At 58.6% G+C, this 20,084-nt stretch carries 18 protein-coding genes; 16 read left to right on the top strand and 2 right to left on the bottom strand.

The genetic code is table 11. The features are described from left to right. Nucleotides 1–166 precede the first annotated feature (166 nt). The 11 genes from urtA (at nt 167) to LRK71_RS00490 (ending at nt 13,135) form a co-directional block, all read left to right on the top strand. Nucleotides 167–1,447 (top strand): urea ABC transporter substrate-binding protein, encoded by a 1,281-nt coding sequence (gene urtA, locus LRK71_RS00440; protein ID WP_232400318.1) that lies wholly within the window; start codon nt 167–169, stop codon nt 1,445–1,447. Nucleotides 1,448–1,501: 54 nt separating this feature from the next. Beyond that, nucleotides 1,502–3,496, top strand: a complete 1,995-nt coding sequence (gene urtB / locus LRK71_RS00445; protein WP_232400319.1) for an urea ABC transporter permease subunit UrtB — start codon at nt 1,502–1,504, stop codon at nt 3,494–3,496. A gap of 4 nt (nt 3,497–3,500) precedes the next feature. Then, complete coding sequence (gene urtC / locus LRK71_RS00450; RefSeq protein ID WP_232400321.1) at nt 3,501–4,733, top strand: urea ABC transporter permease subunit UrtC; 1,233 nt, start codon at nt 3,501–3,503, stop codon at nt 4,731–4,733. Continuing rightward, nucleotides 4,730–5,470 carry an urea ABC transporter ATP-binding protein UrtD gene (gene urtD, locus LRK71_RS00455; RefSeq protein WP_232400323.1) on the top strand — a complete coding sequence of 247 codons (741 nt, stop codon included), beginning with the start codon at nt 4,730–4,732 and terminating at the stop codon, nt 5,468–5,470. Before urtC ends, urtD begins: the two co-directional genes overlap by 4 nt. Nucleotides 5,471–5,473: 3 nt before the next feature. After that, nucleotides 5,474–6,169, top strand: a complete 696-nt coding sequence (gene urtE, locus LRK71_RS00460; RefSeq protein ID WP_232400325.1) for an urea ABC transporter ATP-binding subunit UrtE — start codon at nt 5,474–5,476, stop codon at nt 6,167–6,169. A gap of 298 nt (nt 6,170–6,467) precedes the next feature. Then, entirely contained in the window at nt 6,468–8,024 is a 1,557-nt protein-coding gene (locus LRK71_RS00465) for an ABC transporter substrate-binding protein (RefSeq protein WP_232400326.1), read from the top strand. 206 nt (nt 8,025–8,230) lie between these two features. Next, complete coding sequence (locus tag LRK71_RS00470) at nt 8,231–9,211, top strand: ABC transporter permease (protein WP_232400327.1); 981 nt, start codon at nt 8,231–8,233, stop codon at nt 9,209–9,211. Then, complete coding sequence (locus LRK71_RS00475; RefSeq protein WP_232400328.1) at nt 9,208–10,152, top strand: ABC transporter permease; 945 nt, start codon at nt 9,208–9,210, stop codon at nt 10,150–10,152. The genes LRK71_RS00470 and LRK71_RS00475 overlap by 4 nt, the downstream gene beginning before the upstream one ends. Nucleotides 10,153–10,157: 5 nt before the next feature. Next, on the top strand, nt 10,158–11,150 hold the full coding sequence (locus tag LRK71_RS00480; RefSeq protein WP_232400329.1) for an ABC transporter ATP-binding protein: 993 nt from the start codon (nt 10,158–10,160) through the stop codon (nt 11,148–11,150). Then, entirely contained in the window at nt 11,147–12,169 is a 1,023-nt protein-coding gene (locus LRK71_RS00485; RefSeq protein WP_232400330.1) for an ABC transporter ATP-binding protein, read from the top strand. The genes LRK71_RS00480 and LRK71_RS00485 overlap by 4 nt, the downstream gene beginning before the upstream one ends. 30 nt (nt 12,170–12,199) lie before the next feature. Beyond that, nucleotides 12,200–13,135: a LysR family transcriptional regulator gene (locus LRK71_RS00490; protein ID WP_232400331.1), complete on the top strand. Its 936-nt coding sequence runs from the start codon at nt 12,200–12,202 to the stop codon at nt 13,133–13,135. On the opposite strand, the gene LRK71_RS00495 is transcribed toward LRK71_RS00490, so the two are convergent. Beyond that, on the bottom strand, nt 13,132–14,049 hold the full coding sequence (locus tag LRK71_RS00495; RefSeq protein ID WP_232400332.1) for a LysR substrate-binding domain-containing protein: 918 nt from the start codon (nt 14,047–14,049) through the stop codon (nt 13,132–13,134). The genes LRK71_RS00490 and LRK71_RS00495 overlap by 4 nt on opposite strands. Nucleotides 14,050–14,184: 135 nt before the next feature. Between LRK71_RS00495 and ugpB the strand changes: the two genes are divergently transcribed. The 5 genes from ugpB to LRK71_RS00520 all read left to right on the top strand — a co-directional run bounded on the left by ugpB (nt 14,185) and on the right by LRK71_RS00520 (nt 19,325). After that, on the top strand, nt 14,185–15,486 hold the full coding sequence (ugpB, locus tag LRK71_RS00500; protein WP_232400333.1) for a sn-glycerol-3-phosphate ABC transporter substrate-binding protein UgpB: 1,302 nt from the start codon (nt 14,185–14,187) through the stop codon (nt 15,484–15,486). 81 nt (nt 15,487–15,567) lie between these two features. After that, nucleotides 15,568–16,449, top strand: a complete 882-nt coding sequence (ugpA, locus tag LRK71_RS00505; protein ID WP_232400334.1) for a sn-glycerol-3-phosphate ABC transporter permease UgpA — start codon at nt 15,568–15,570, stop codon at nt 16,447–16,449. Beyond that, the gene (ugpE, locus tag LRK71_RS00510) at nt 16,449–17,300 is read left to right on the top strand and encodes a sn-glycerol-3-phosphate ABC transporter permease UgpE (protein WP_232400335.1); all 852 of its coding nucleotides are present in this window, start codon (nt 16,449–16,451) and stop codon (nt 17,298–17,300) included. The genes ugpA and ugpE overlap by 1 nt, the downstream gene beginning before the upstream one ends. Before the next feature lie 10 nt (nt 17,301–17,310). After that, nucleotides 17,311–18,366, top strand: a complete 1,056-nt coding sequence (locus tag LRK71_RS00515) for a sn-glycerol-3-phosphate import ATP-binding protein UgpC (RefSeq protein WP_232400336.1) — start codon at nt 17,311–17,313, stop codon at nt 18,364–18,366. Beyond that, a complete protein-coding gene (locus tag LRK71_RS00520) occupies nt 18,366–19,325 on the top strand; it encodes a glycerophosphodiester phosphodiesterase family protein (protein ID WP_232400337.1) in 960 nt (319 codons plus the stop codon). The genes LRK71_RS00515 and LRK71_RS00520 overlap by 1 nt, the downstream gene beginning before the upstream one ends. 89 nt (nt 19,326–19,414) lie before the next feature. Here LRK71_RS00520 and LRK71_RS00525 read toward each other — a convergent pair whose 3' ends face one another. Beyond that, a complete protein-coding gene (locus LRK71_RS00525; protein WP_232400338.1) occupies nt 19,415–20,077 on the bottom strand; it encodes a TetR/AcrR family transcriptional regulator in 663 nt (220 codons plus the stop codon). Nucleotides 20,078–20,084 lie beyond the last annotated feature (7 nt).

Here is a 20,084-nt window from a genome sequence, read left to right on the forward strand (position 1 = left end):
TATAGAGGCCCGAGACGAGTGGATGCTCTGGATTGGGTGTGTGACGACCAGACGAATTGCAGCTCTGAACGGTCGCCACACGGGTGCAACAAAGGTTGCGGGGACTGGGTACGGAAAGATGCGCATTGACGCAAGCACCCCCGACCCCCTCCGCCGGGAGATATATATGATCGATCTAAAAACCACATTGGCAGCCACCGCTGCTGTCGCCGCCCTGAGCGCACCGGCATTCGCCGGTGACTGTTCCATCAAGGTTGGCGTCCTGCATTCGTTATCCGGGACCATGGCGATTTCCGAGACCACGCTGAAAGATACCATGCTGATGCTGATCGACCAGCAGAACGCCGCCGGTGGAGTTTTGGGCTGTGAGCTGGAAGCGGTTGTTGTCGATCCGGCCTCTGACTGGCCGCTGTTTGCCGAAAAGGCGCGTGAATTGCTGACCGTACATGATGTCGATGTGATCTTTGGCAACTGGACCAGCGTCAGCCGCAAATCGGTTCTGCCCGTGATCGAAGAGCTGAACGGCCTGCTGTTCTACCCGGTGCAGTATGAGGGCGAGGAAAGCTCCAAGAATGTGTTCTACACCGGTGCCTCACCCAATCAGCAGGCAATCCCGGCGACAGATTACTTCCTCGAAGAGCTGGGTGTTGAAAAATTCGCGCTGCTCGGCACCGATTATGTCTATCCCCGCACCACCAACAATATCCTGGAAAGCTACCTGCAGTCCAAGGGCATTGCGAGCGAAGATATCTTTGTGAACTACACCCCCTTTGGTCACTCTGACTGGTCCAAGATCGTGGCAGATGTTGTTGCCCTGGCCGCAGATGGCAAAAAGGTTGGGGTGATTTCCACCATCAATGGCGATGCCAACATTGGTTTCTACAAGGAACTGGCCGCAGCGGGCATTTCCGCCGATGATATCCCTGTTGTCGCCTTCTCGGTTGGCGAAGAAGAACTCTCTGGTCTGGATACATCCAACCTGGTGGGCCATCTGGCGGCCTGGAACTACTTCCAATCGGCTGAAAGCGAAGCCAACACGGCGTTTATCGACGCCTGGAAAACCACCATGGGCGATGAGCGCGTCACCAATGACCCAATGGAAGCTCATTACATCGGCTTCAACATGTGGGTAAACGCGGTGGAAGCGGCAAAAACCGCTGATGTGGATGCGGTGCGCAGCGCCATGTATGGCCAGGAGTTCCCCAACCTGACCGGCGGCACCGCCGTGATGCTGCCCAACCACCACCTGGCCAAGCCGGTGCTGATTGGCGAAATTCAGGAAGACGGCCAGTTCGACATCATCAGCCAGACCACAGAAGTCCCCGGCGACGCCTGGACCGACTTCCTGCCCGAAAGTGCGGTCTTGATGTCCGATTGGAAAGACATTGGCTGCGGCATGTACAACACCGAAACCAAATCCTGCGTTCAGCTGAACTCTAACTACTGATCGTAACAGTCCCGCAGGGCCGTGTCTCTGCGGGACATTGAAGGCACCAGTATCATGAGAACTACCCTTTTGGCGGGCCTTCTGGTCCTTCTGTCGAGCCTTGCTGCCCTGTCGCAACAGGCCCAGACGCCTCTGGCCAACCCAGGCACCGCAGACCCAAGCCCCATGCAGGCGGTTTTGCAAGAGCAGGGGGCGCTGATCCTGAAAAGCTCTCGCAAGACCATTTCCCCGGCGATTGCGGCGCTGGCCGACAGCGGGTTGCCTGAGGCACAGGCCGTGCTGGAGGCCTGGCAGGTCAAGGCCCTGTGGATGCGCATATCTGACGGAATGTTCTTTCGCGGCGAAAAGCTGGATAGCAAAAACTATCGCCTTTTTGATTTTGATACCGGGCAGGCGGTTGGTGATGTGGCCAAATCGGACCTGAAACAGATCAAACCCAACAGCGGCATTCGGGCGCTGATCGCCACCGCTCTGGTGCAATTCCAACTGAGCGACCCGGACCCCGCTCGGCGCGCTGATGCGCTGCTGGCTATTGAACGCGCGCCGGGGGCTGATCTGCTGGCCCCGCTGCGTGCCTCTATCGAAGGGGAGGTCGACCCTGTTCTGCAGGCGCGCAAGCGCCGTATCGCGCAGCTCCTGACCATCGCCTATGACAGTGACGTTCCGCGCAGGGTTGCGACGATTGAGCAGATGTCTGGGGATCTGGGGCTGGATTTGCGCGGCACGCTCAACCCCTTGGTGACGACAGGGTTGCAGGCCTTTGCGGGGCAGATCCCCGAAGGGCTGAATGTCGCGCGCAGGGTGGAACCGGGGGCGGGCGCGCTGTCGCAGGATGCGGCCTATGACATCCTGGTTGCGGCCAAACTGGCCCCGGCGCGTCTATCCAGCGATGAGATCCGCACGACGCTGGCTGCCCATATCGAGGGTGGCCGGGTCGGAGGTGTTCCGCTGGCGCAGTTAAACAAGGAAGACGCCCGTACACGCGCTTATGCTGCGTTGGTCAAGGCCGGACAGGCCCCGGCGCTGGTCAGCGCTGCACAGATTTCCGCGCGCCTGAATGCACATGTTTTTGCCGAAATCTACGATGAACCCTCGGCGGTCATGACCCATGCTGCGCAGGCGGCGCTCAAAACCATTGCCACTCAGGTGGCAGTTGGTCAGGCGGTAGATCTGACGCTGGATGCGCTGTCGCTGGCCTCGATCTATTTCCTCGCCGCCATTGGCCTTGCCATTACCTTTGGGGTGATGGGGGTGATCAATATGGCCCATGGGGAATTCATCATGATGGGGGCCTATACTGGATATGTGGTGCAGCAGGTCATCCCCAACCATACGGTGTCGATCCTGGTGGCGGTGCCCCTGGCCTTTGCGGTGACATTTGCCGCCGGGGTGGCGATGGAGCGGCTGGTCATTCGCTGGCTGTATAACCGCCCGCTGGAAACCCTGCTGGCCACCTTTGGCATCTCGATTGCGCTGCAACAGCTGGCCAAGAACATCTTTGGCACCCAGGCGCGTCCGCTGACCGCGCCGGGCTGGCTGGATGGGGCTTGGATCATCAATGATGTGGTGTCGATCAGCTATATCCGCATCGCGATCTTCATGCTGGCTTTGATCTTTCTGGGTGTGTTCCTGTTCATCATGCGCCGCACCCGGCTGGGGCTGGAAACCCGTGCAGTGACGCAGAACCGCGGCATGGCCGCGTCAATGGGGATCAACCCGGAGCGGGTCAATATGCTGACCTTTGGTCTGGGGTCGGGCATCGCGGGGATTGCCGGCGTCGCCATCGGGCTGTTTGCCAAGGTGACCTCGGAACTGGGCTCGGACTACATCGTCCAGAGCTTCATGACCGTGGTTGTCGGCGGGGTTGGCAATATCTGGGGCACCCTTGCTGGGGCTACCATGATTGGCTTTTTCCAAAAAGGCGTCGAGTGGCTGAACCCGTCGAACACCCTGGCGGCGCAGACCTATATGATCGTCTTTATCATCGTCTTCATTCAATTTCGCCCACGAGGGATTATCGCTCTCAAAGGCCGGGCGGCAGGAGACTGAACCCATGTCCGACACATTCCTCAAACGAAACCCGTCGACGCTGGTGTTTCTGGCTGTGCTGGCGCTGTTCGTGCTGGGCGTGACCCTGTTGGCCGATGGCGCCGGGGCCGGGGTGATCTCGACCAGCTTTGTCAAAACACTGGGCAAGACGCTGTGCCTGGCGCTGGTGGCGCTGGCGATGGATCTGGTCTGGGGCTACACGGGCATCCTGTCGCTGGGCCATTTCGCCTTTTTTGGCCTGGGCGGCTATATGATCGGCATGTGGCTGATGTATGCCCGCACCCAGGCGATTGTTGTCTCGTCACTGTCTGAGGCACCGATCCCCGCCACCGAGAGCGAAATTGTCGATGCCATTGGCAATCAGATCTTTGGCGTGGTGGGATCAAGCGAGTTTCCCCTTGTCTGGATGTTCGCCGACAGTCTGCTGATGCAGCTCGTGCTGGTGGTGGCGGTGCCGGGGCTGTTGGCGCTGGTCTTTGGCTGGCTGGCGTTCCGCTCGCGGGTGACCGGCGTTTACCTGTCGATCCTGACGCAGGCGATGACATTGGGGCTGGCGCTCTATCTGTTTCAGAATGACAGTGGGTTGCGGGGCAACAACGGGCTGTCGGGGCTGCAAAACCTGCCGGGGCTGGATCACGTGCCACAGGCGACCCTGTCGATCTGGTTCTTCTGGGCCTCGGGGCTGGCGCTGGCGCTGGGCTATCTGTTTGCGGCCTGGATTGTGTCGGGCAAGTTTGGATCCGTGCTGCGTGGCATTCGCGACAACGAGGCCCGCGTGCGCTTTCTTGGCTATTCAGTTGAAGGCTACAAACTGTTCATCTTTACCGTCACGGCGATTATCGCAGGTATTGCAGGGGCGCTGTATTATCCGCAGGCGGGTATCATCAACCCGGCGGAAATTGCCCCGGTGGCCTCGATCTATCTGGCGGTCTGGGTCGCCATTGGTGGCCGAGGGCGGCTTTATGGTGCGGTGATTGGCGCGGTCTTTGTCAGCCTGGTGTCGTCGTGGTTTACCGGCGGGCAGGCGCCGGATGTAAACCTTGGCTTTTATACCCTGAAATGGGTGGATTGGTGGCTGATCGTACTGGGGCTCAGCTTTGTCCTGGTGACGCTCTTTGCGCCGCGCGGCATTGGTGGCCTGGTGGATCTGTGGAGCGACCGCCGCCAGCCCGACCGCCACGGTGCGGATCTGGGACCGGGCGTCGGCGCCCTGCGCGAAAAGGAGGCGGAGCAATGAGCATGCTTCTGGAAGTCTCTGGCGTGTCGGTCAGCTTTGATGGGTTCAAGGCGATCAACAACCTCAGCTTTGCCATTGGCGCGGCGGAAATGCGCGCAATCATTGGCCCCAACGGCGCGGGCAAGACCACCTTTATGGATATCGTCACCGGCAAGACAAAACCGGACGCGGGCCGGGTGATCTGGGGCGAACGAAATATTTCGCTCTTGGGCATGAGCGAAGCGCGCATCGCCCGCGAAGGGGTCGGGCGCAAGTTTCAGAAACCCACGGTGTTTGAGGACCAGACGGTGCTGGAAAACCTGCTGATGGCCTTGCGCGCGCCGCGTGGGCCGCTGGCGGTGATGTTCTACCGGCCCAGCCCGGTTGATCTGACGCGGGTGGAAGAACTGGCCAGTGAAATTGGCCTCCTGGAGGCCTTGCAGCGCAAATCCGGCGAGCTGAGCCATGGCCAGAAACAGTGGCTGGAAATCGGCATGCTACTGGCACAAGAGCCGCGTTTGTTGCTGGTGGATGAACCCGCAGCTGGCATGACCCCGGCCGAACGCGAGCATACCACCGCCATTCTGGTCGAGGCCGCCAAGACCCGCGCGGTTGTGGTGGTGGAACATGACATGGAATTTGTCCGGCGGCTGGACTGCCGCGTGACGGTGCTGCACGAAGGGGCTGTTCTGGCTGAAGGCTCTCTGGATCACGTGACCGCAAACAGCCAGGTCATTGACGTTTATCTGGGGCGCTGACAGATGCTGACACTTGAAGATTTCACCCTGCACTATGGTCACTCGCAAATCCTGCATGGGGTGTCCCTGTCGGCGCAGGCGGGGGCGGTGACCTGTGTGATGGGCACCAATGGCGTGGGCAAGACGAGCCTGATCCGGGCGATCTGCGGCCAGCATCTGCGCTCGGGTGGGCGCATGGTTCTGGATGGCGAAGACCTGCCTGCGCTGCCGGCGCATAAGCTGGCGCAAAAAGGCGTCGCAGTGGTGCCGCAGGGGCGCGAGATCTTTCCGCAACTGACCGTGCGCGAAAACATGGAAACCGGCTTTTCCTGCCTGGCCAAATCCGAACATCATATCCCGGATGAGGTGTTTGACCTGTTCCCGGTCCTGAAGGATTTCATCGATCGGCGTGGCGGCGATTTGTCGGGCGGGCAACAGCAGCAGCTGGCCATTGCGCGGGCGCTGATCACCCGACCCAAATTGCTGCTGCTGGACGAACCCACCGAAGGCATCCAGCCCAATGTAATTCAGCAGATCGGCGAGGTCATCCGCCTGCTGCGTGGCCGTGGCGAGATGGCGATTGTGCTGGTCGAACAGTATTTCGATTTTGCCTATGATCTTGCGGACCACATCGTTGTGTTGCGCCGCGGCGAGGTGATCTTTGACGGTGCCAGGGCTGATAGTCCGCGCGCCGAAGTGCTGCCGCTGGTCTCGGTCTAGGACCATCTTTGGCGGCACGGCCCTGGGCGTCGCAGGGTAAACTTGGGCATGTGAAAGCGCGCTGCTAGCGGGCCGGGCGGTGCTGCAGTTTGGGGTGCCTTGTTGAAAATGACCATATTACAGCGGCTTGCAGGCATTCTGCGCGCCGCTGTTTTTGTTTGTGCGTGGATCGGTATCCGCTCTATTCCTGATTTGCATGGGCAATTTGAAATTGGCATTGGCCGCTGGTCGGCACGATGCATTAGGTAGCTTGCACAGATGTAAAGGGGGCCACCAAGGTTCCCGACAAGGAGGGAAAATGAATAATTTTATCCGCATCGCTGCGGCTGGCGTGATGTCGCTCACCTTTGGTGCAGTGGCGCAGGCCGAAGTCACGGTGAAGGTTGCCTATGACGCCGACCCGGTGTCTTTGGACCCGCATGAGCAACTGTCCGGCGGCACGTTGCAGTTTTCGCATATGGCCTTTGACCCGCTGGTCCGTTGGACCCAGGATCTTCAGTTTGAACCCCGCCTAGCGACCAGCTGGGAACAGATCGACGAGACCACCACCCGTTTCCATCTGCGCGAAGGTGTGAGCTTCCATTCGGGCAACCCGCTGACTGCGGCCGATGTCGACTGGACCTTTGATCGCCTGAAAGAAAGCCCTGATTTCAAGGGGATCTTCAGCCTGTTCACGGATGTGAAGGTGGTTGACGATCACACCTTTGATCTGATCACCTCGGAACCCTATCCGCTGGTGCTGCACACGGCGACCTATATCTTCCCGATGGACAGCCAGTTTTACTCCGGCACCACCGAAGACGGCAAGGACCGCGCCGAGCTGGTCAAGCACGGCGACAGCTTTGCCTCGCGCAATGTCTCTGGCACCGGCCCCTTTGTTGTGACCGAGCGTGAGCAGGGCGTGAAAATGGTCTTTGACCGTTTTGATGGCTACTGGGACACCGAAACTGCCGGGAACGTTGACCAGATCATCCTGACCCCGATCAAGGAAAGCCCCACCCGTGTGGCGGCGCTGTTGTCCGGTGACGTTGATTTCATCGCCCCCGTGCCCCCCACCGATCTGGCCCGCGTCGAAGAAAACGAAGGCACCAATCTGATCACCATGCCCGGCACCCGGATCATCACTTTCCAGATGAACCAGAACCGTGTCGAAGCGCTGAAAGATGCCCGCGTCCGCAAGGCCATCGACTATGCTGTCAATAATGCCGGTATCGTAGATCGTATCATGCGTGGTTTTGGCACCGTTGGCGCCCAGGCAAGCCCGGCTGGCTATCTTGGTCACAACGCTGATCTGGCCCCGCGTTTTGACGTTGCAAAAGCCAAGGAACTGATGGCTGAAGCAGGCTATGCCGACGGGTTTGAACTGACCATGATGGCACCAAACAATCGCTATGTGAACGATGACAAAATCGCTCAGGCGGTTGCCTCGATGCTGGCAAAAATCAACATCAAAGTTGACCTGCAAACCATGCCAAAGGCCCAGTACTGGCCCGCCTTTGACGAGCGCGCAGCAGACATGATGATGATCGGCTGGCACTCGGATACCGAAGACTCGGCAAACTTCCACCAGTTCCTGAGCCACTGCCCAGATGAGGCAACCGGCAATGGTCAGTATAACTCGGGCAATTTCTGCAACCCAGAAGCTGATAAACTGATGGCCCAGGCCAATGCGGAAACCGATGTCGACAAGCGCGCAGCCCTGCTGACGCAGATGGAAACCATCCTCTATAACGAGGCGGCTTTCATCCCGCTGCATTGGCAGAACCTGGCTTGGGGTGCCCGCAAAGGTGTCCACGCTGAAGCCATCGTGAACGCGCTGAACTTCCCTTACTTCGGTGACCTCGTCGTCGACTAAGGGGGCGTCCTCGCTTGCGGCCGGAGCGGGTCATGTTTGACCCGCTCCGGCTCTTCTTTTCTGCAAAGCCTTGATGGGTGTGCTTCCCGCGCTGGGGAGGGCAGATCCGGCACCCGCCAAGAACCGTTGCTGAAATCGGCCGCAGGCCATCTCTCTATTCTCTACTCCCCCAGGCCCATTTACTTGCCCCAGGAAGGTGTAAAAGCATGTTTGCTTACCTTGTGAAACGCGTGTTTCAAGCGATCGCGGTGATGTTCGTTATCTCGCTGATCGGTTTTGCCATTCAGGACAATCTCGGCGATCCGCTGCGCGAGCTTGTCGGACAATCCGTCAGCGAAGAAGTCAGACAGGAGCTGCGCGATGAACTGGGGCTGAATGACAGCTTTGTCACCCAGTATCTGCGCTTTGCGGGCAATGCCCTGCAGGGGGATCTGGGCACCAGCTATTTCTTCAAAGAACCCGCGCTGGATGTGATCCTGAAGAAACTGCCCGCTACGATGGAGCTGGTCTTTGGTGCCACCATCATCATTATCGGCCTGTCGATCCCGGTGGGCGTTTATACCGCCATCTATCCCAACACGATCCTGAGTCGCCTGGTCATGGGGATTTCTATCATTGGGATTTCGGTGCCAGTATTCCTGACCGCAATCCTGATGATCTTTGTCTTTTCCGTTGAATATGGCTGGTTCCCCTCTTACGGGCGCGGCGATTTGGTGCATGTTTTTGGCCCCTGGGAGACCAATTTTGCCACGGTTGACGGCTGGATGCATATCATGCTGCCTTCCATCGCGCTGGCCTCGATCATGCTGCCGCTGTTTGTCCGTCTGATCCGGGCCGAAATGATGGAAGTGCTGCAGAGCGAATATGTCAAATATGCCAAGGCCAAGGGCATCCGGCCCTGGCGGATCTATTTTGTTCACGCGCTGAAGAACACGCTTTTGCCGGTGATCACCGTGGGTGGGGTGCAGATCGGCACCATGGTGGCCTATACCATCCTGACCGAAACGGTGTTCCAGTGGCCGGGCATGGGCTTTATGTTCCTGGAGGCTGTGAACCGCGTCGATACCCCATTGATCGTGGCCTATCTGATCGTGGTCGGCTTTATCTTTGTTGTCACCAATACAATCGTTGACCTGATCTACGGGCTGGTCAATCCCACCGTCAATCTTGCGAGGATGGGCGCATGAGCAGCCTGAGCACCACTTCCGAACCTACGCGCTGGTCGCTGATCTGGAACTCCAACATCGGCTATAGCTTCCGGAAAAATCCGGTTGCCATCGTATCGCTGGCGATTTTTCTGCTGATTGCAGTGATGTCATTCTGCGCGCCGCTGATTGCGCCCTTTGATCCCTATGATCCGGGGCAGATCGACATCATGAACAGCGAATACCCGCCGCTCTGGGTCGATGGCGCCGATCCCCAGTTCATGCTGGGCACCGACGATCAGGGCCGCGATCTGTGGTCCACCATTCTCTATGGTACGCGGCTGTCGCTGCTGATCGGCATCTGTGCCGTGGGGCTGCAGGCCATCCTGGGGATCTCGATCGGGCTGATCGCTGGCTATGTCGGCGGCCGGGTTGACAGCCTGCTGATGCGGATGGCCGATATCCAGCTGTCGTTTTCCACCTTGATGGTGGCGATCATCTTTCTGGCGGTGACCCAGGCGATGTTTGGGTCTGAAACCTTCAACCAATATGCGGTCTATTTCCTGATTGCGGTGATTGGCGTGGCCGAATGGCCGCAATATGCCCGGACCGTGCGGGCCACCGTTCTGGCCGAGAAAAAGAAGGAATATGTCGACAGTGCCCGGGTGCTGGGCTTTGGCCCGATGCGCATCATGGTGCGCCATATCCTGCCCAATTCGCTGTCGCCGATCTTTGTGATCTCCACCGTGCAGGTGGCCAATGCGATCATCTCCGAGGCCTCGCTGTCCTTTCTGGGCCTGGGCATGCCGCCCAGCCAGCCCTCGCTCGGGTCGCTGATCTCATCCGGGTTCGACTATATCTTTTCGGGAAGCTGGTGGATCACCGCCATTCCCGGCATCGTGCTGGTGGTTCTGGTTCTGGTGATCAATCTGTTGGGCGACTGGCTACGCGATGCCCTGAACCCCAAACTGTATAAGGGATAAGCACAATGTCTTTGCTTTCCGTGCGCGATCTCTGCGTGAAATTTGCTATGCGCGACAATACCGTCACCGCCCTCAACCAGATCAGCTTTGATCTGGCAAAGGGGGAACGCCTTGGCATCGTTGGTGAATCCGGGGCTGGTAAGTCCATTACCGGTTTTGCCCTGATGAACCTGCTAAGCCGCCCTGGCTTTGTGGATAGTGGTAATATTCTGTTTCAGGGCGATGATATCGCCCAGATGTCCGATGCCCAGATGCGCCGTATTCGCGGCAATCGCATGGCGATGATCTTTCAGGATCCCATGGTCACGCTGAACCCGGTTCTGACCATCGGCCAGCAGATGGTGGAAACCCTGATGGCCCATCGCAAGCTCAGCAAATCCGAGGCCGAGCAGATCGCCATCGTCAAGCTGCGCGAGGTTTATATCCCCTCGCCGGCAGAGCGGCTGAAACAATATCCGCATGAACTTTCTGGCGGGATGCGGCAGCGGATCATCATCGCGATTGCCCTGCTGCTGGACCCGCAGCTGATCATCGCGGATGAACCCACCACGGCGCTGGATGTAACCATTCAGGCCGATATCATGGAGCTCTTGCTGGAGCTTTGCGAAACCAACAAGGTTGGCCTGATCCTGATCACGCATGATCTGGGCGTGGTCAGCCAGATGACGGAACGCACGCTGGTGATGTATGCCGGGCGCATTATCGAGGCCGGGCGCACGCGGGAAATTATCAACGACCCGCAGCACCCCTATACTCAGGGGTTGATCAATGCGCTGCCGCAACAGACGGCACCGGGCCAGCGGCTGAAACAGATCCCGGGCAATATGCCCTCGCTGACCGCCATTCCCAGCGGCTGCCCCTTTGCGCCGCGCTGTGAATATGTGCAGGACCACTGCCGCACCGACGCGCCAGAAACGGTGAAATATACCCATGTCGAGGTGGCCTGCCATGAGGTCAACCGCTTGCATAGCGACAAAGCCGAGGAGATGACTCGATGACTGCGCCTCAGCCCTTGTTGGACATTCGCAATCTTGAAAAACGGTTTGAACTGGATCGCGGGTTTCTGGAAACCCTGAAACTGCGCGGCGGCAAGCTGGTGCAGGAAAAGCGCGAAGTGCATGCCGTCAACGATATCTCGCTGCAGGTCGCCCCGGGAGAGGCGCTCTGTGTGGTGGGCGAAAGCGGTTGTGGTAAATCCACGGTGGCGCGGTTGATTGCCGGTCTGCTGACCCCCAGCGCTGGGGAAATCCACTATGGCGGGGACCGCATCGACAATCGCTCGCGTCGGGCGATGATGCCGCTGCGCAAGAAGATGCAGATGATCTTTCAGAACCCCTATGCATCGCTGAATCCGCGCATGACCATCCAGCAGGCGCTGGAAGAACCCGTGCGCTATCACAACCCGACCCTGTCGCAGGGCGAGGTGCGCGACAAGGTGGCGGATGTGATGCGTGCCGTTGGCGTCGATCCCAGCTGGGCCGGGCGCTATCCGCATGAATTTTCCGGTGGTCAGCGGCAGCGGATCGCCATTGCGCGCGCCCTGACGGTGGATCCCGAATTCATCATCGCGGATGAACCGATTTCGGCACTGGATGTGTCGATCCAGGCGCAGGTGCTGAACCTGATGCTCGAGGCCAAGGAAGAGCGCGGCCTCACCTATCTGTTCATTACCCATGATCTGAGCGTGGTGCAGCACTTTGGCACCAAGGTTGCAGTGTTGTATTTGGGTTCTGTCTGTGAACTGTCCGATACGGCAACCCTATTTGAAAACCCCAAGCACCCCTATACGCAGGCTTTGCTGTCGGCGGTGCCACAGTTAAAGGATGATCACCCCAATCACATCCGCCTGCGTGGCGAGATCCCGACGCCGATCAACCTGCCACCGGGCTGCCCGTTTGAAAGCCGCTGCGCCCATGCCAACAGCCGCTGTCAAAGCGAACAGCCCCGCCCGCTACTGCAACCTGATGGCGCGCTGGTCGCCTGCCATGCGGTTGAAGAGGGGCGCCTGGACGGGTAATCTCGGCCAGGTTGGGATTGGATTGACACAGTGGACATAGCCTGGCTCCGAGATTTTGAGGCTTTGGTCGCGCAGAAGAATTTCTCGCGCGCGGCCGAAGACCGTAATGTCAGCCAACCGGCCTTTTCCCGGCGCATTCGTGCCCTAGAGGAAGAGTTCGGCGTCAAGCTGATCAATCGTCAGACCCTGCCGCTGTCACTGACCCCGGCAGGAGAGGTGTTTCTGGCTCAGTCCCGCGTCATGCTGCGCACCTATGATGAAACGCTGGAACGCTGCCAGATCATTGACGCGGCCGGCGAAAACGTTATTCGCTTTGCCACGTCACAGTCGCTTTATATGACGCATTACAAAACCCATATCGCCCCCTTGGTTAATGAGGGCGGGCTAGAGATCGACCTGAATTCCACTGGCTGGGCTGCGGACCAGTTTGTGTCGGCCCTGCAGCAGCGCTATTGCGATGTGATCCTGACCTATTGGCACCCGGCGATGGATGCCCTGGCGCCGCTAGAGCTGGGCAATTGCGAGTATATTACCCTGACCACAGACCGATTGGTTCCAGTGTCTAAAACCGGCGCAGACGGGCCGCTGTACGGGCTGGAGAGCGGCAGTAAAAAGCCCGTCTCGCTGCTGTCCTATGGCACGGTGTCGGCGCTACGCCCGGTGGTCGACTACGCTCTGCGGATGGATCCCACGGGGCCGAAGATCCTAGTGGTCAACCAAAGCGCCCTGGCCAGTTCGGTCAAGGCGATGGTGATGGAAGGGTTCGGCCTGGGCTGGCTGCCGCATAAACTGTGCAAAACAGAGCTGTCCGAGGGGCAGATGCAGATCGTGGGCGGGCAGGGCCATCAGCAGGATTTGCAGATCCGGTTGTACCGCGAGAAGGACAACAGCAAGCCCAGCCTGAACAAGCTTTGGGATGATATGCAGGCCCATTCGGAAGAGGCCCGACAGGCGGCCGATCGCTAGCTGTGTTGCTGCGGCGGCGGCTCTACGGCGTAGGGTTGCAGGCTTTCCAGAAAGGTATCGACAAAATCCAGCGAGAGCAGCGAACGACTGCCAGAGGCAGGCCGCAGGATCGACAGCCAGTGATAGATCTCCGGCTCAAAGGGGCGCATCTCAAAGCCCTGTGACTTGAAGTGATCCGCATCCAGAGTGCTGACCACCGACACCCCCTGACCCTGGGCCACCATGATGCAGGCTGTCGAAAACTGCCGCACCTCGACCCAGGAATTCAGCAAGACACCATAGTCAGAAAACGCCTGCGACAGGCTGTTGAAAAACGGGCTACCCTTGCGGGTGTGGATGATCTTTTCATCCACCAGATCCAGCGGCGATACTGTTCCCTGTTTTGACAGCCGATGACCGCGTGGAAAAATACAGACGGTTTTGACCGCAATATCAATATGTTCAACCGCCGGATGGCCGGAAAACCCATCTGTTATGCCACAGTCATATTGCTCTCCTATGATCCACTCAAGGATCCGCTCCGGGCGGTCCGGCTCAAGCGTGAGGTTCACACCCGGACGCTGTTGGAGGAACTGAGCAAGCAGCTGCGGCAAATGGGAACTGGCAAACCCCGGCAGGCAGGCAATACGCAGATGGCCAGCCGTCCGATCCGTCAAGTCCCGGTTGAGCTCTTCCAGATGGCGCAGGCTGTCAAAGACCCGGCCAACCTCTGACAACAGATAGCGGGCTTCGCTGGTGGGAATCAGCATGCCATCCTTGCGGCGAAACAGGTCAATCGCGACAGAGTTGGAAAAATCCGACAAGAGGCGGCTGGTGGCTGGTTGCGAAATGCCCAGTGTTTTTGCCGCCCGCGTGACCGATCCGGTTTGCGCAACGGCCTGAAAGGCTTCCAACTGTCTCAGCTTGAATTTCAATGGCTTAGCCCCGGTTTCGCACAGAATTCGCTGCGCTGTATAACATCATGTTATGTGATGTGTCAAAAAACTTTCACTTGCATTATGATTTCTTCTGCTCATTCTTTGGGCATCAAATGAACGGGGAAAACTCATATGTCTATCAAATCACTTTTGTGCACATCGGCCATGCTGGCGACCACCGTGTCGATGGCCTACGCCGAAACCGAGGTTCAGTGGTGGCACGCCATGGGCGGCGCCAACGGCGAACGCGTCAACAAGATCGCTGAAGATTTCAACGCAACGCAGAGCGACTACAAGGTGGTGCCGGTTTATAAAGGCAACTACACCGAAACAATGACCGCCGCGATTGCGGCTTTCCGCGCTAAAGAGCACCCGCAGATCGTGCAGGTTTTCGAAGTGGGCACCGCCACCATGATGGCCGCCAAGGGTGCGATCTATCCAGTTGAACAACTGATGAAAGACGCCGGCGAGCCCTTTGATGGCGACGCCTTCCTGCCTGCGGTTGTGTCCTACTATGAAACCCCCGAAGGTGAGCTGCTGTCGATGCCTTTCAACAGCTCGACCCCGGTCATGTGGTACAACAAAGACGCGCTGGACGCGGCTGGTGCCGCGGTTCCAGAAACCTGGGATGATGTGAAGGTTGCAGCGCAAAAGCTGGTCGACAACGGCATGGAATGCGGCGTCTCCTTTGGCTGGCAGTCCTGGGTCATGATCGAGAACTTCTCGGCTTGGCACAACATGGAAATGGGCAGCAAGGAAAACGGCTTTGCCGGGTTCGACACCGAGTTCAACTTTAACAACCCCGCGGTTGCAGCCCGTCTGGACGACATTGCCTCGATGACCGAAGGCAACCTGTTCAAATATGGCGGTCGTCGCGGTGACAGCCTGCCCATGTTCACCAATGGCGAATGCGGCATGTGGATGAACTCTTCTGCCTATTACGGTTCGATCAAGGATCAGGCTGGTTTTGAATTTGGTCAGACCATGCTGCCGCTGGATACTGCTGTGGCGGATGCACCGCAGAACTCTGTTATCGGTGGCGCTACCCTCTGGGTTCTGGCCGGTCATGAGGACGAAGAGTACAAAGGTACCGCGCAGTTCCTGAGCTATCTGTCTTCGCCCGAAGTACAGGCCTGGTGGCACCAGGAAACCGGCTATGTGCCGATCACCACAGCCGCCTATGAGCTGTCCAAGGAGCAGGGTTTCTATGACGCTAACCCCGGCACCGACATCGCCATCAAACAGCTGAGCCTGAACACACCAACGCCAAACAGCCGCGGTCTGCGCTTTGGCAACTTTGTGCAGGTGCGTGATGTGATCAACGAAGAGCTTGAAGCGCTCTGGGCGGGTGACAAAACGGCGACCGAGGCGCTGGATGCAGCGGCCGAGCGTGGCAACACCCTGCTGCGCAAGTTCGAGCGCTCAGTGAAATAAGCCACCCTTACATGATCTGAACCATGCCGCCTGTCTTGGCGGCATGGTTTCGTTTTACACGCGGTACGAACGGGGCACTACATGCTGAAACGCGTCCACTTTCCTTCCTCTCCCTTGCCATATCTGTTGGTCGCACCGCAGCTGGCCATCACCCTGGTGTTTTTCATCTGGCCCGCCAGCCAGGCCATGTACCAGTCGTTTCTGATTGAAGACGCCTTTGGGCTTGGGTCTGAATTTGTCTGGTTTGAAAACTTTGAGGCCCTCTGGGCGGATCAGCACTATTTGGATGCCTTTTTGCGCACGGCGGTGTTTTCGCTTTTGGTGGCGGCGCTGTCGATGGGGGTGGCCCTGCTTCTGGCGGGGTTTGCGCAGCGCGTGGTGCGCGGTGCCATGTTCTACCGGACCCTGTTGATCTGGCCCTATGCGGTGGCGCCGGTTCTGGCGGGTGCGCTTTGGGTGTTCATGTTCAACCCAACCCTGGGGATCTTTCCCTACTTTCTGGATTTCTTTGGCATTGACTGGAATCATTACCTAAATGGCAATCAGGCCATGGCGCTGGTTATTCTGGCGGCGGCCTGGAAACAGGTTGCCTATAACTTTTTGTTCTATCTGGCCGCGATGCAGTCGATCCCCAACAGTGTAATCGAAGCCGCCGCCATTGATGGGGCGGGGCCGGGGCGGCGGTTCTTTTCGATCATTCTGCCGCTGATCTCGCCGACGACGTTTTTCCTGCTGGTGATCAATATGGTCTACGCCTTCTTTGAAACCTTTGGCATCATCCATGCGGTGACGCAGGGGGGACCAGGGTCCTCGACCACCATTCTGGTCTACAAGGTCTTTAATGACGGTTTTGTCGGTCTCGACCTTGGCGGTTCAGCGGCGCAGTCGGTCATTTTGATGGTGCTGGTGATTGCCATGACCGTTGTCCAATTCCGCTATGTTGAAAGAAAGGTGGAATACTGATGGTTGAAAATCGTCCTCTGACCGCGATCCTGACCCATTTCATGCTGATGCTGGGGGTGATCGCCATCGCATTGCCGATCTGGATCACATTTGTTGCCGCCACCCATGATGCGGCACGCATGACCCAGGTGCCGCTGCCGCTCTGGCCGGGCACCCACCTGTGGGCCAATCTGAAACAGACGCTGTTTGGCTCTGGCCTCAGCGGCACTGAAGGCGCGCCTGTCTGGCTGATGCTGTTCAACAGTCTGGCGATGGCGATGATGATTTCGCTGGGCAAGATCGGCATCTCGCTGCTCTCGGCCTTTGCCATTGTCTATTTCCGCTTTCCCTTCCGCATGACCTGCTTCTGGATGATCTTTATCACCCTGATGCTGCCGGTTGAGGTGCGGATCCTGCCGACCTTTGAGGTGGTGGCCAATCTGGGAATGCTGAACAGTTATTGGGGGCTGTCGATCCCGCTGATTGCCTCGGCCACTGCGACATTCATGTTCCGTCAGGTGTTCCTGACGGTACCGGATGAAATGCTGGAAAGTGCCCGTATTGACGGGGCCGGGCCGATGCGGTTCTTCTTTGACATCCTGCTGCCGCTGTCGCGCACCAATATCGCGGCGCTTTTTGTGATCCTCTTCATCTTTGGCTGGAACCAGTATCTCTGGCCGCTGCTGATCACCACCGACACCTCGATGACCACCATCGTCATGTCGATCAAGCAGATGCTGGAGGCGGCCGAGCAAAGCCCGCAATGGAATATCATCATGACGACAGCGCTTTTGGCGATGGTCCCACCGATCTTTGTCGTCATCTCGATGCAAAAGCTCTTTGTGCAGGGCTTGACGGAAACCGATAAATAGGACGCCCTCAATGGCTGAAATTAAACTAACCGACCTGACCAAATCCTACGGTCCCACCGAAGTGCTGCACCATGTCGCGGGCGAGATCCGCGATGGCGAATTCATCGTCATTGTTGGCCCCTCTGGCTGCGGCAAGTCGACCCTGTTGCGCATGGTTGCAGGCCTGGAAACCGTGACCTCGGGCGAAATCCGCATCGCGGATCGCCGGGTGAATGAACTGGAACCATCAGCGCGTGATATCGCCATGGTGTTCCAGAATTACGCGCTTTACCCGCATATGAGCGTGCGGGAAAACATGGCCTATGGCCTGAAGATCCGCAAACTCTCCAAGGCGGAAATCAACAGACGGGTGGAAGAGGCTGCGGATATTCTGGAAATCCGCCAGTACCTTGACCGCAAACCCCGGCAATTGTCGGGTGGCCAGCGTCAGCGGGTTGCCATGGGGCGGGCCATCGTGCGTGATCCGCAGGTGTTCCTGTTTGATGAACCCCTGTCCAACCTGGATGCCAAGCTTCGGGTGCAGATGCGGCTGGAAATCCGTAAACTGCAACAGCGCCTTGGCGTGACCTCGATCTATGTGACCCATGATCAGGTCGAAGCGATGACGCTTGGTGATCGTCTTATGGTGTTGAACGGCGGGTACGTGGAACAGTTTGGCACCCCGATCGAACTTTATGATCGTCCTGCTTCGGTCTTTGTGGCCGGCTTCATCGGTAGCCCGGCGATGAATTTCCTGCCCGCCACCGCCGAAGAAGAGGGCATGTTGCTGCCCTCGGGCATCAAACTGATTGCGGGCGTGGGGCAGCGTGGACCGGTTTTGTTGGGCATGCGCCCGGAACACCTGATCCCGGATGCGGCCGGCCCGATTGCGATCGAGGTCGAGATGGTCGAACAGCTGGGGGCAAATACCCTGTTGCATGGCAAGCTGAGCGGCACAGATCATGCCATGGTTGCCTCGGTCTCTGGTCATGTCAGCGCCGAAATGGGTACGGCCCACCGCTTTTCGGTGACACCAGAGCTGCTGCATCTGTTTGACCCTGAAACCCAAAAGCGATTGGAGGCCTGATGCGCTATCCCCAGCTTGCGGCTTTTTCGCGCCAGGAGGGCATCATTCGCGTGGTGGGCCACCGGGGCGCGCGTGGGGTCATGCCGGAAAACACCATGGAGGGGTTTGACTTCACCCTGAGCTGCGGCGTGCGCCTGTTGGAGTTCGACGTGGTGGTCACCCGCGACAATGTACCAGTGATCACCCATAATCACCGGCTGACGCGCTCTATTGTGCGCGATGCAGCGGGGCAGTGGCTGCGCGGTGATGAACCCAAAGTTGCAGATCTCGACTGGGCAGATCTGGCCCGGCTGGATGTGGGGGGGCTGGATGGCAGCAGTGACTATGGTCAGCACTTTCCGGACCAGGCCTTTCTATATGGTGCGCATATCCCGCGTCTGCGCGATCTTTGCGCGCGGATTGCCCAGCCGGGATATCAGGATGTGCATCTGATGCTTGAGATCAAGTCGGACCCGGCCGAGCTGAAAGACGCGGCCGCGCGGGCCAGGGTTGTGGACTCCGTGGTGCAAGAGGTGCGTGCCTTTGACCTGGCAGAGCGGACCTTGATGCATAGTTTTGACTGGTCGCTTTTGGCAGAATGCGCCCGGCTTGCGCCGGAAATGCCGACCTCTTTCCTGACCCAATTGCCGCAGAATGCCGCCGATGCCATCGATGCTGACGACGACAGCGCCATGCCGGATAGCCCGGATTTGACCGCTCCGGGGATCAGCCCGCCTGATCTGGTCGCCAAGGCCGGCGGGGCGCTGTGGTGTCCCCATTATCTGGATGTGACGGCGGCGGATGTGCTGCGGGCGCAGGCATTGGGGCTGCTTGTGGCTGTGTGGACGGTGAACGGGGCGGCGGATATCGATCGGATGATCGCCCTGGGCGTCGATGCCATCATTTCGGACTATCCCGGTCGGGTACAGCGTAGGCTCTTGGCGCATGGGCTGGGGTGGGGCGCGGGGCCTGCTGTCTGATCTTACAGCGTTTCGCGCTCTGCACTGGGCATCATTTGTCACATACCACTTTGAAACCTTTTACTTAAGGCCGCGTTGGGCAAGGTGGGTTAGGCGCGAAACCCCGCCTCGCAAAAGTCGAGCAGCTCTGCCGTCAGGTCCTCGGCGGTTTCGGCCTGGGACAAGCCGACGATGCGCCAGCGTGAGGTGCACAGAGACAGCATGGCAGAGACCATAAAGACAAAGCAGGCGCTGATTTTCTGTGTATCGGCTTCGGGCAGGGCCTTTGCGATTTCTTCCAGAAATACCCTGGCGGTTGGGTCAAAACAGCGCTGGGCGATCTGTTGCCAGCGCGGATTCGACGACACATGTGCAATCAGGCGCCCATAGGCCGACCAGTTGGCACCGCCATGCAGGGTTTGATGGATGAAGGGCGCAAGGAAGCAGTGCAGCACCTGGCGCAGGGGCAATGCCGACTCTGCGTCTGATTGCGCCTGTGCTTTTGCAGCTGCCAGCGCCTGTAGTCTGAGGGTGGACAACTCTTCGGCACGCCGGGCCACCACGGTGGCAAACAGCGCCTCTTTGCTGCCACCGTGATGGCTGACCAGCGCCCCCTGCACACCGGCGGCGCGGGCGATGTCACGAATCGACGCGCCTTCAAAGCCACGGTCGGCAAAGAGTTGTTCTGCCGCGTCAAATATTCGGTCTCGGGTAGCAAGAGAGCGCTGGCTTGGCGCGCGTTGCCTCTGATTTTTGTGTAGTTTTTCTGTCATGTCAGAA

Origin of the sequence: Pseudophaeobacter flagellatus (assembly GCF_021228235.1) — a bacterium.
Classification (GTDB): Bacteria; Pseudomonadota; Alphaproteobacteria; order Rhodobacterales; family Rhodobacteraceae; genus Pseudophaeobacter; species Pseudophaeobacter flagellatus.

Bases quoted from the DNA above. Each gene is read 5' to 3' on its own strand.
- urtA (WP_232400318.1), top strand. From the start codon at position 167: ATGATCGATCTAAAAACCACATTGGCAGCCACCGCTGCTGTCGCCGCC.
- urtB (WP_232400319.1), top strand. From the start codon at position 1,502: ATGAGAACTACCCTTTTGGCGGGCCTTCTGGTCCTTCTGTCGAGCCTT.
- urtC (WP_232400321.1), top strand. From the start codon at position 3,501: ATGTCCGACACATTCCTCAAACGAAACCCGTCGACGCTGGTGTTTCTG.
- urtD (WP_232400323.1), top strand. From the start codon at position 4,730: ATGAGCATGCTTCTGGAAGTCTCTGGCGTGTCGGTCAGCTTTGATGGG.
- urtE (WP_232400325.1), top strand. From the start codon at position 5,474: ATGCTGACACTTGAAGATTTCACCCTGCACTATGGTCACTCGCAAATC.
- LRK71_RS00465 (WP_232400326.1), top strand. From the start codon at position 6,468: ATGAATAATTTTATCCGCATCGCTGCGGCTGGCGTGATGTCGCTCACC.
- LRK71_RS00470 (WP_232400327.1), top strand. From the start codon at position 8,231: ATGTTTGCTTACCTTGTGAAACGCGTGTTTCAAGCGATCGCGGTGATG.
- LRK71_RS00475 (WP_232400328.1), top strand. From the start codon at position 9,208: ATGAGCAGCCTGAGCACCACTTCCGAACCTACGCGCTGGTCGCTGATC.
- LRK71_RS00480 (WP_232400329.1), top strand. From the start codon at position 10,158: ATGTCTTTGCTTTCCGTGCGCGATCTCTGCGTGAAATTTGCTATGCGC.
- LRK71_RS00485 (WP_232400330.1), top strand. From the start codon at position 11,147: ATGACTGCGCCTCAGCCCTTGTTGGACATTCGCAATCTTGAAAAACGG.
- ugpB (WP_232400333.1), top strand. From the start codon at position 14,185: ATGTCTATCAAATCACTTTTGTGCACATCGGCCATGCTGGCGACCACC.
- ugpA (WP_232400334.1), top strand. From the start codon at position 15,568: ATGCTGAAACGCGTCCACTTTCCTTCCTCTCCCTTGCCATATCTGTTG.
- ugpE (WP_232400335.1), top strand. From the start codon at position 16,449: ATGGTTGAAAATCGTCCTCTGACCGCGATCCTGACCCATTTCATGCTG.
- LRK71_RS00515 (WP_232400336.1), top strand. From the start codon at position 17,311: ATGGCTGAAATTAAACTAACCGACCTGACCAAATCCTACGGTCCCACC.
- LRK71_RS00520 (WP_232400337.1), top strand. From the start codon at position 18,366: ATGCGCTATCCCCAGCTTGCGGCTTTTTCGCGCCAGGAGGGCATCATT.
- LRK71_RS00525 (WP_232400338.1), bottom strand. From the start codon at position 20,077: ATGACAGAAAAACTACACAAAAATCAGAGGCAACGCGCGCCAAGCCAG.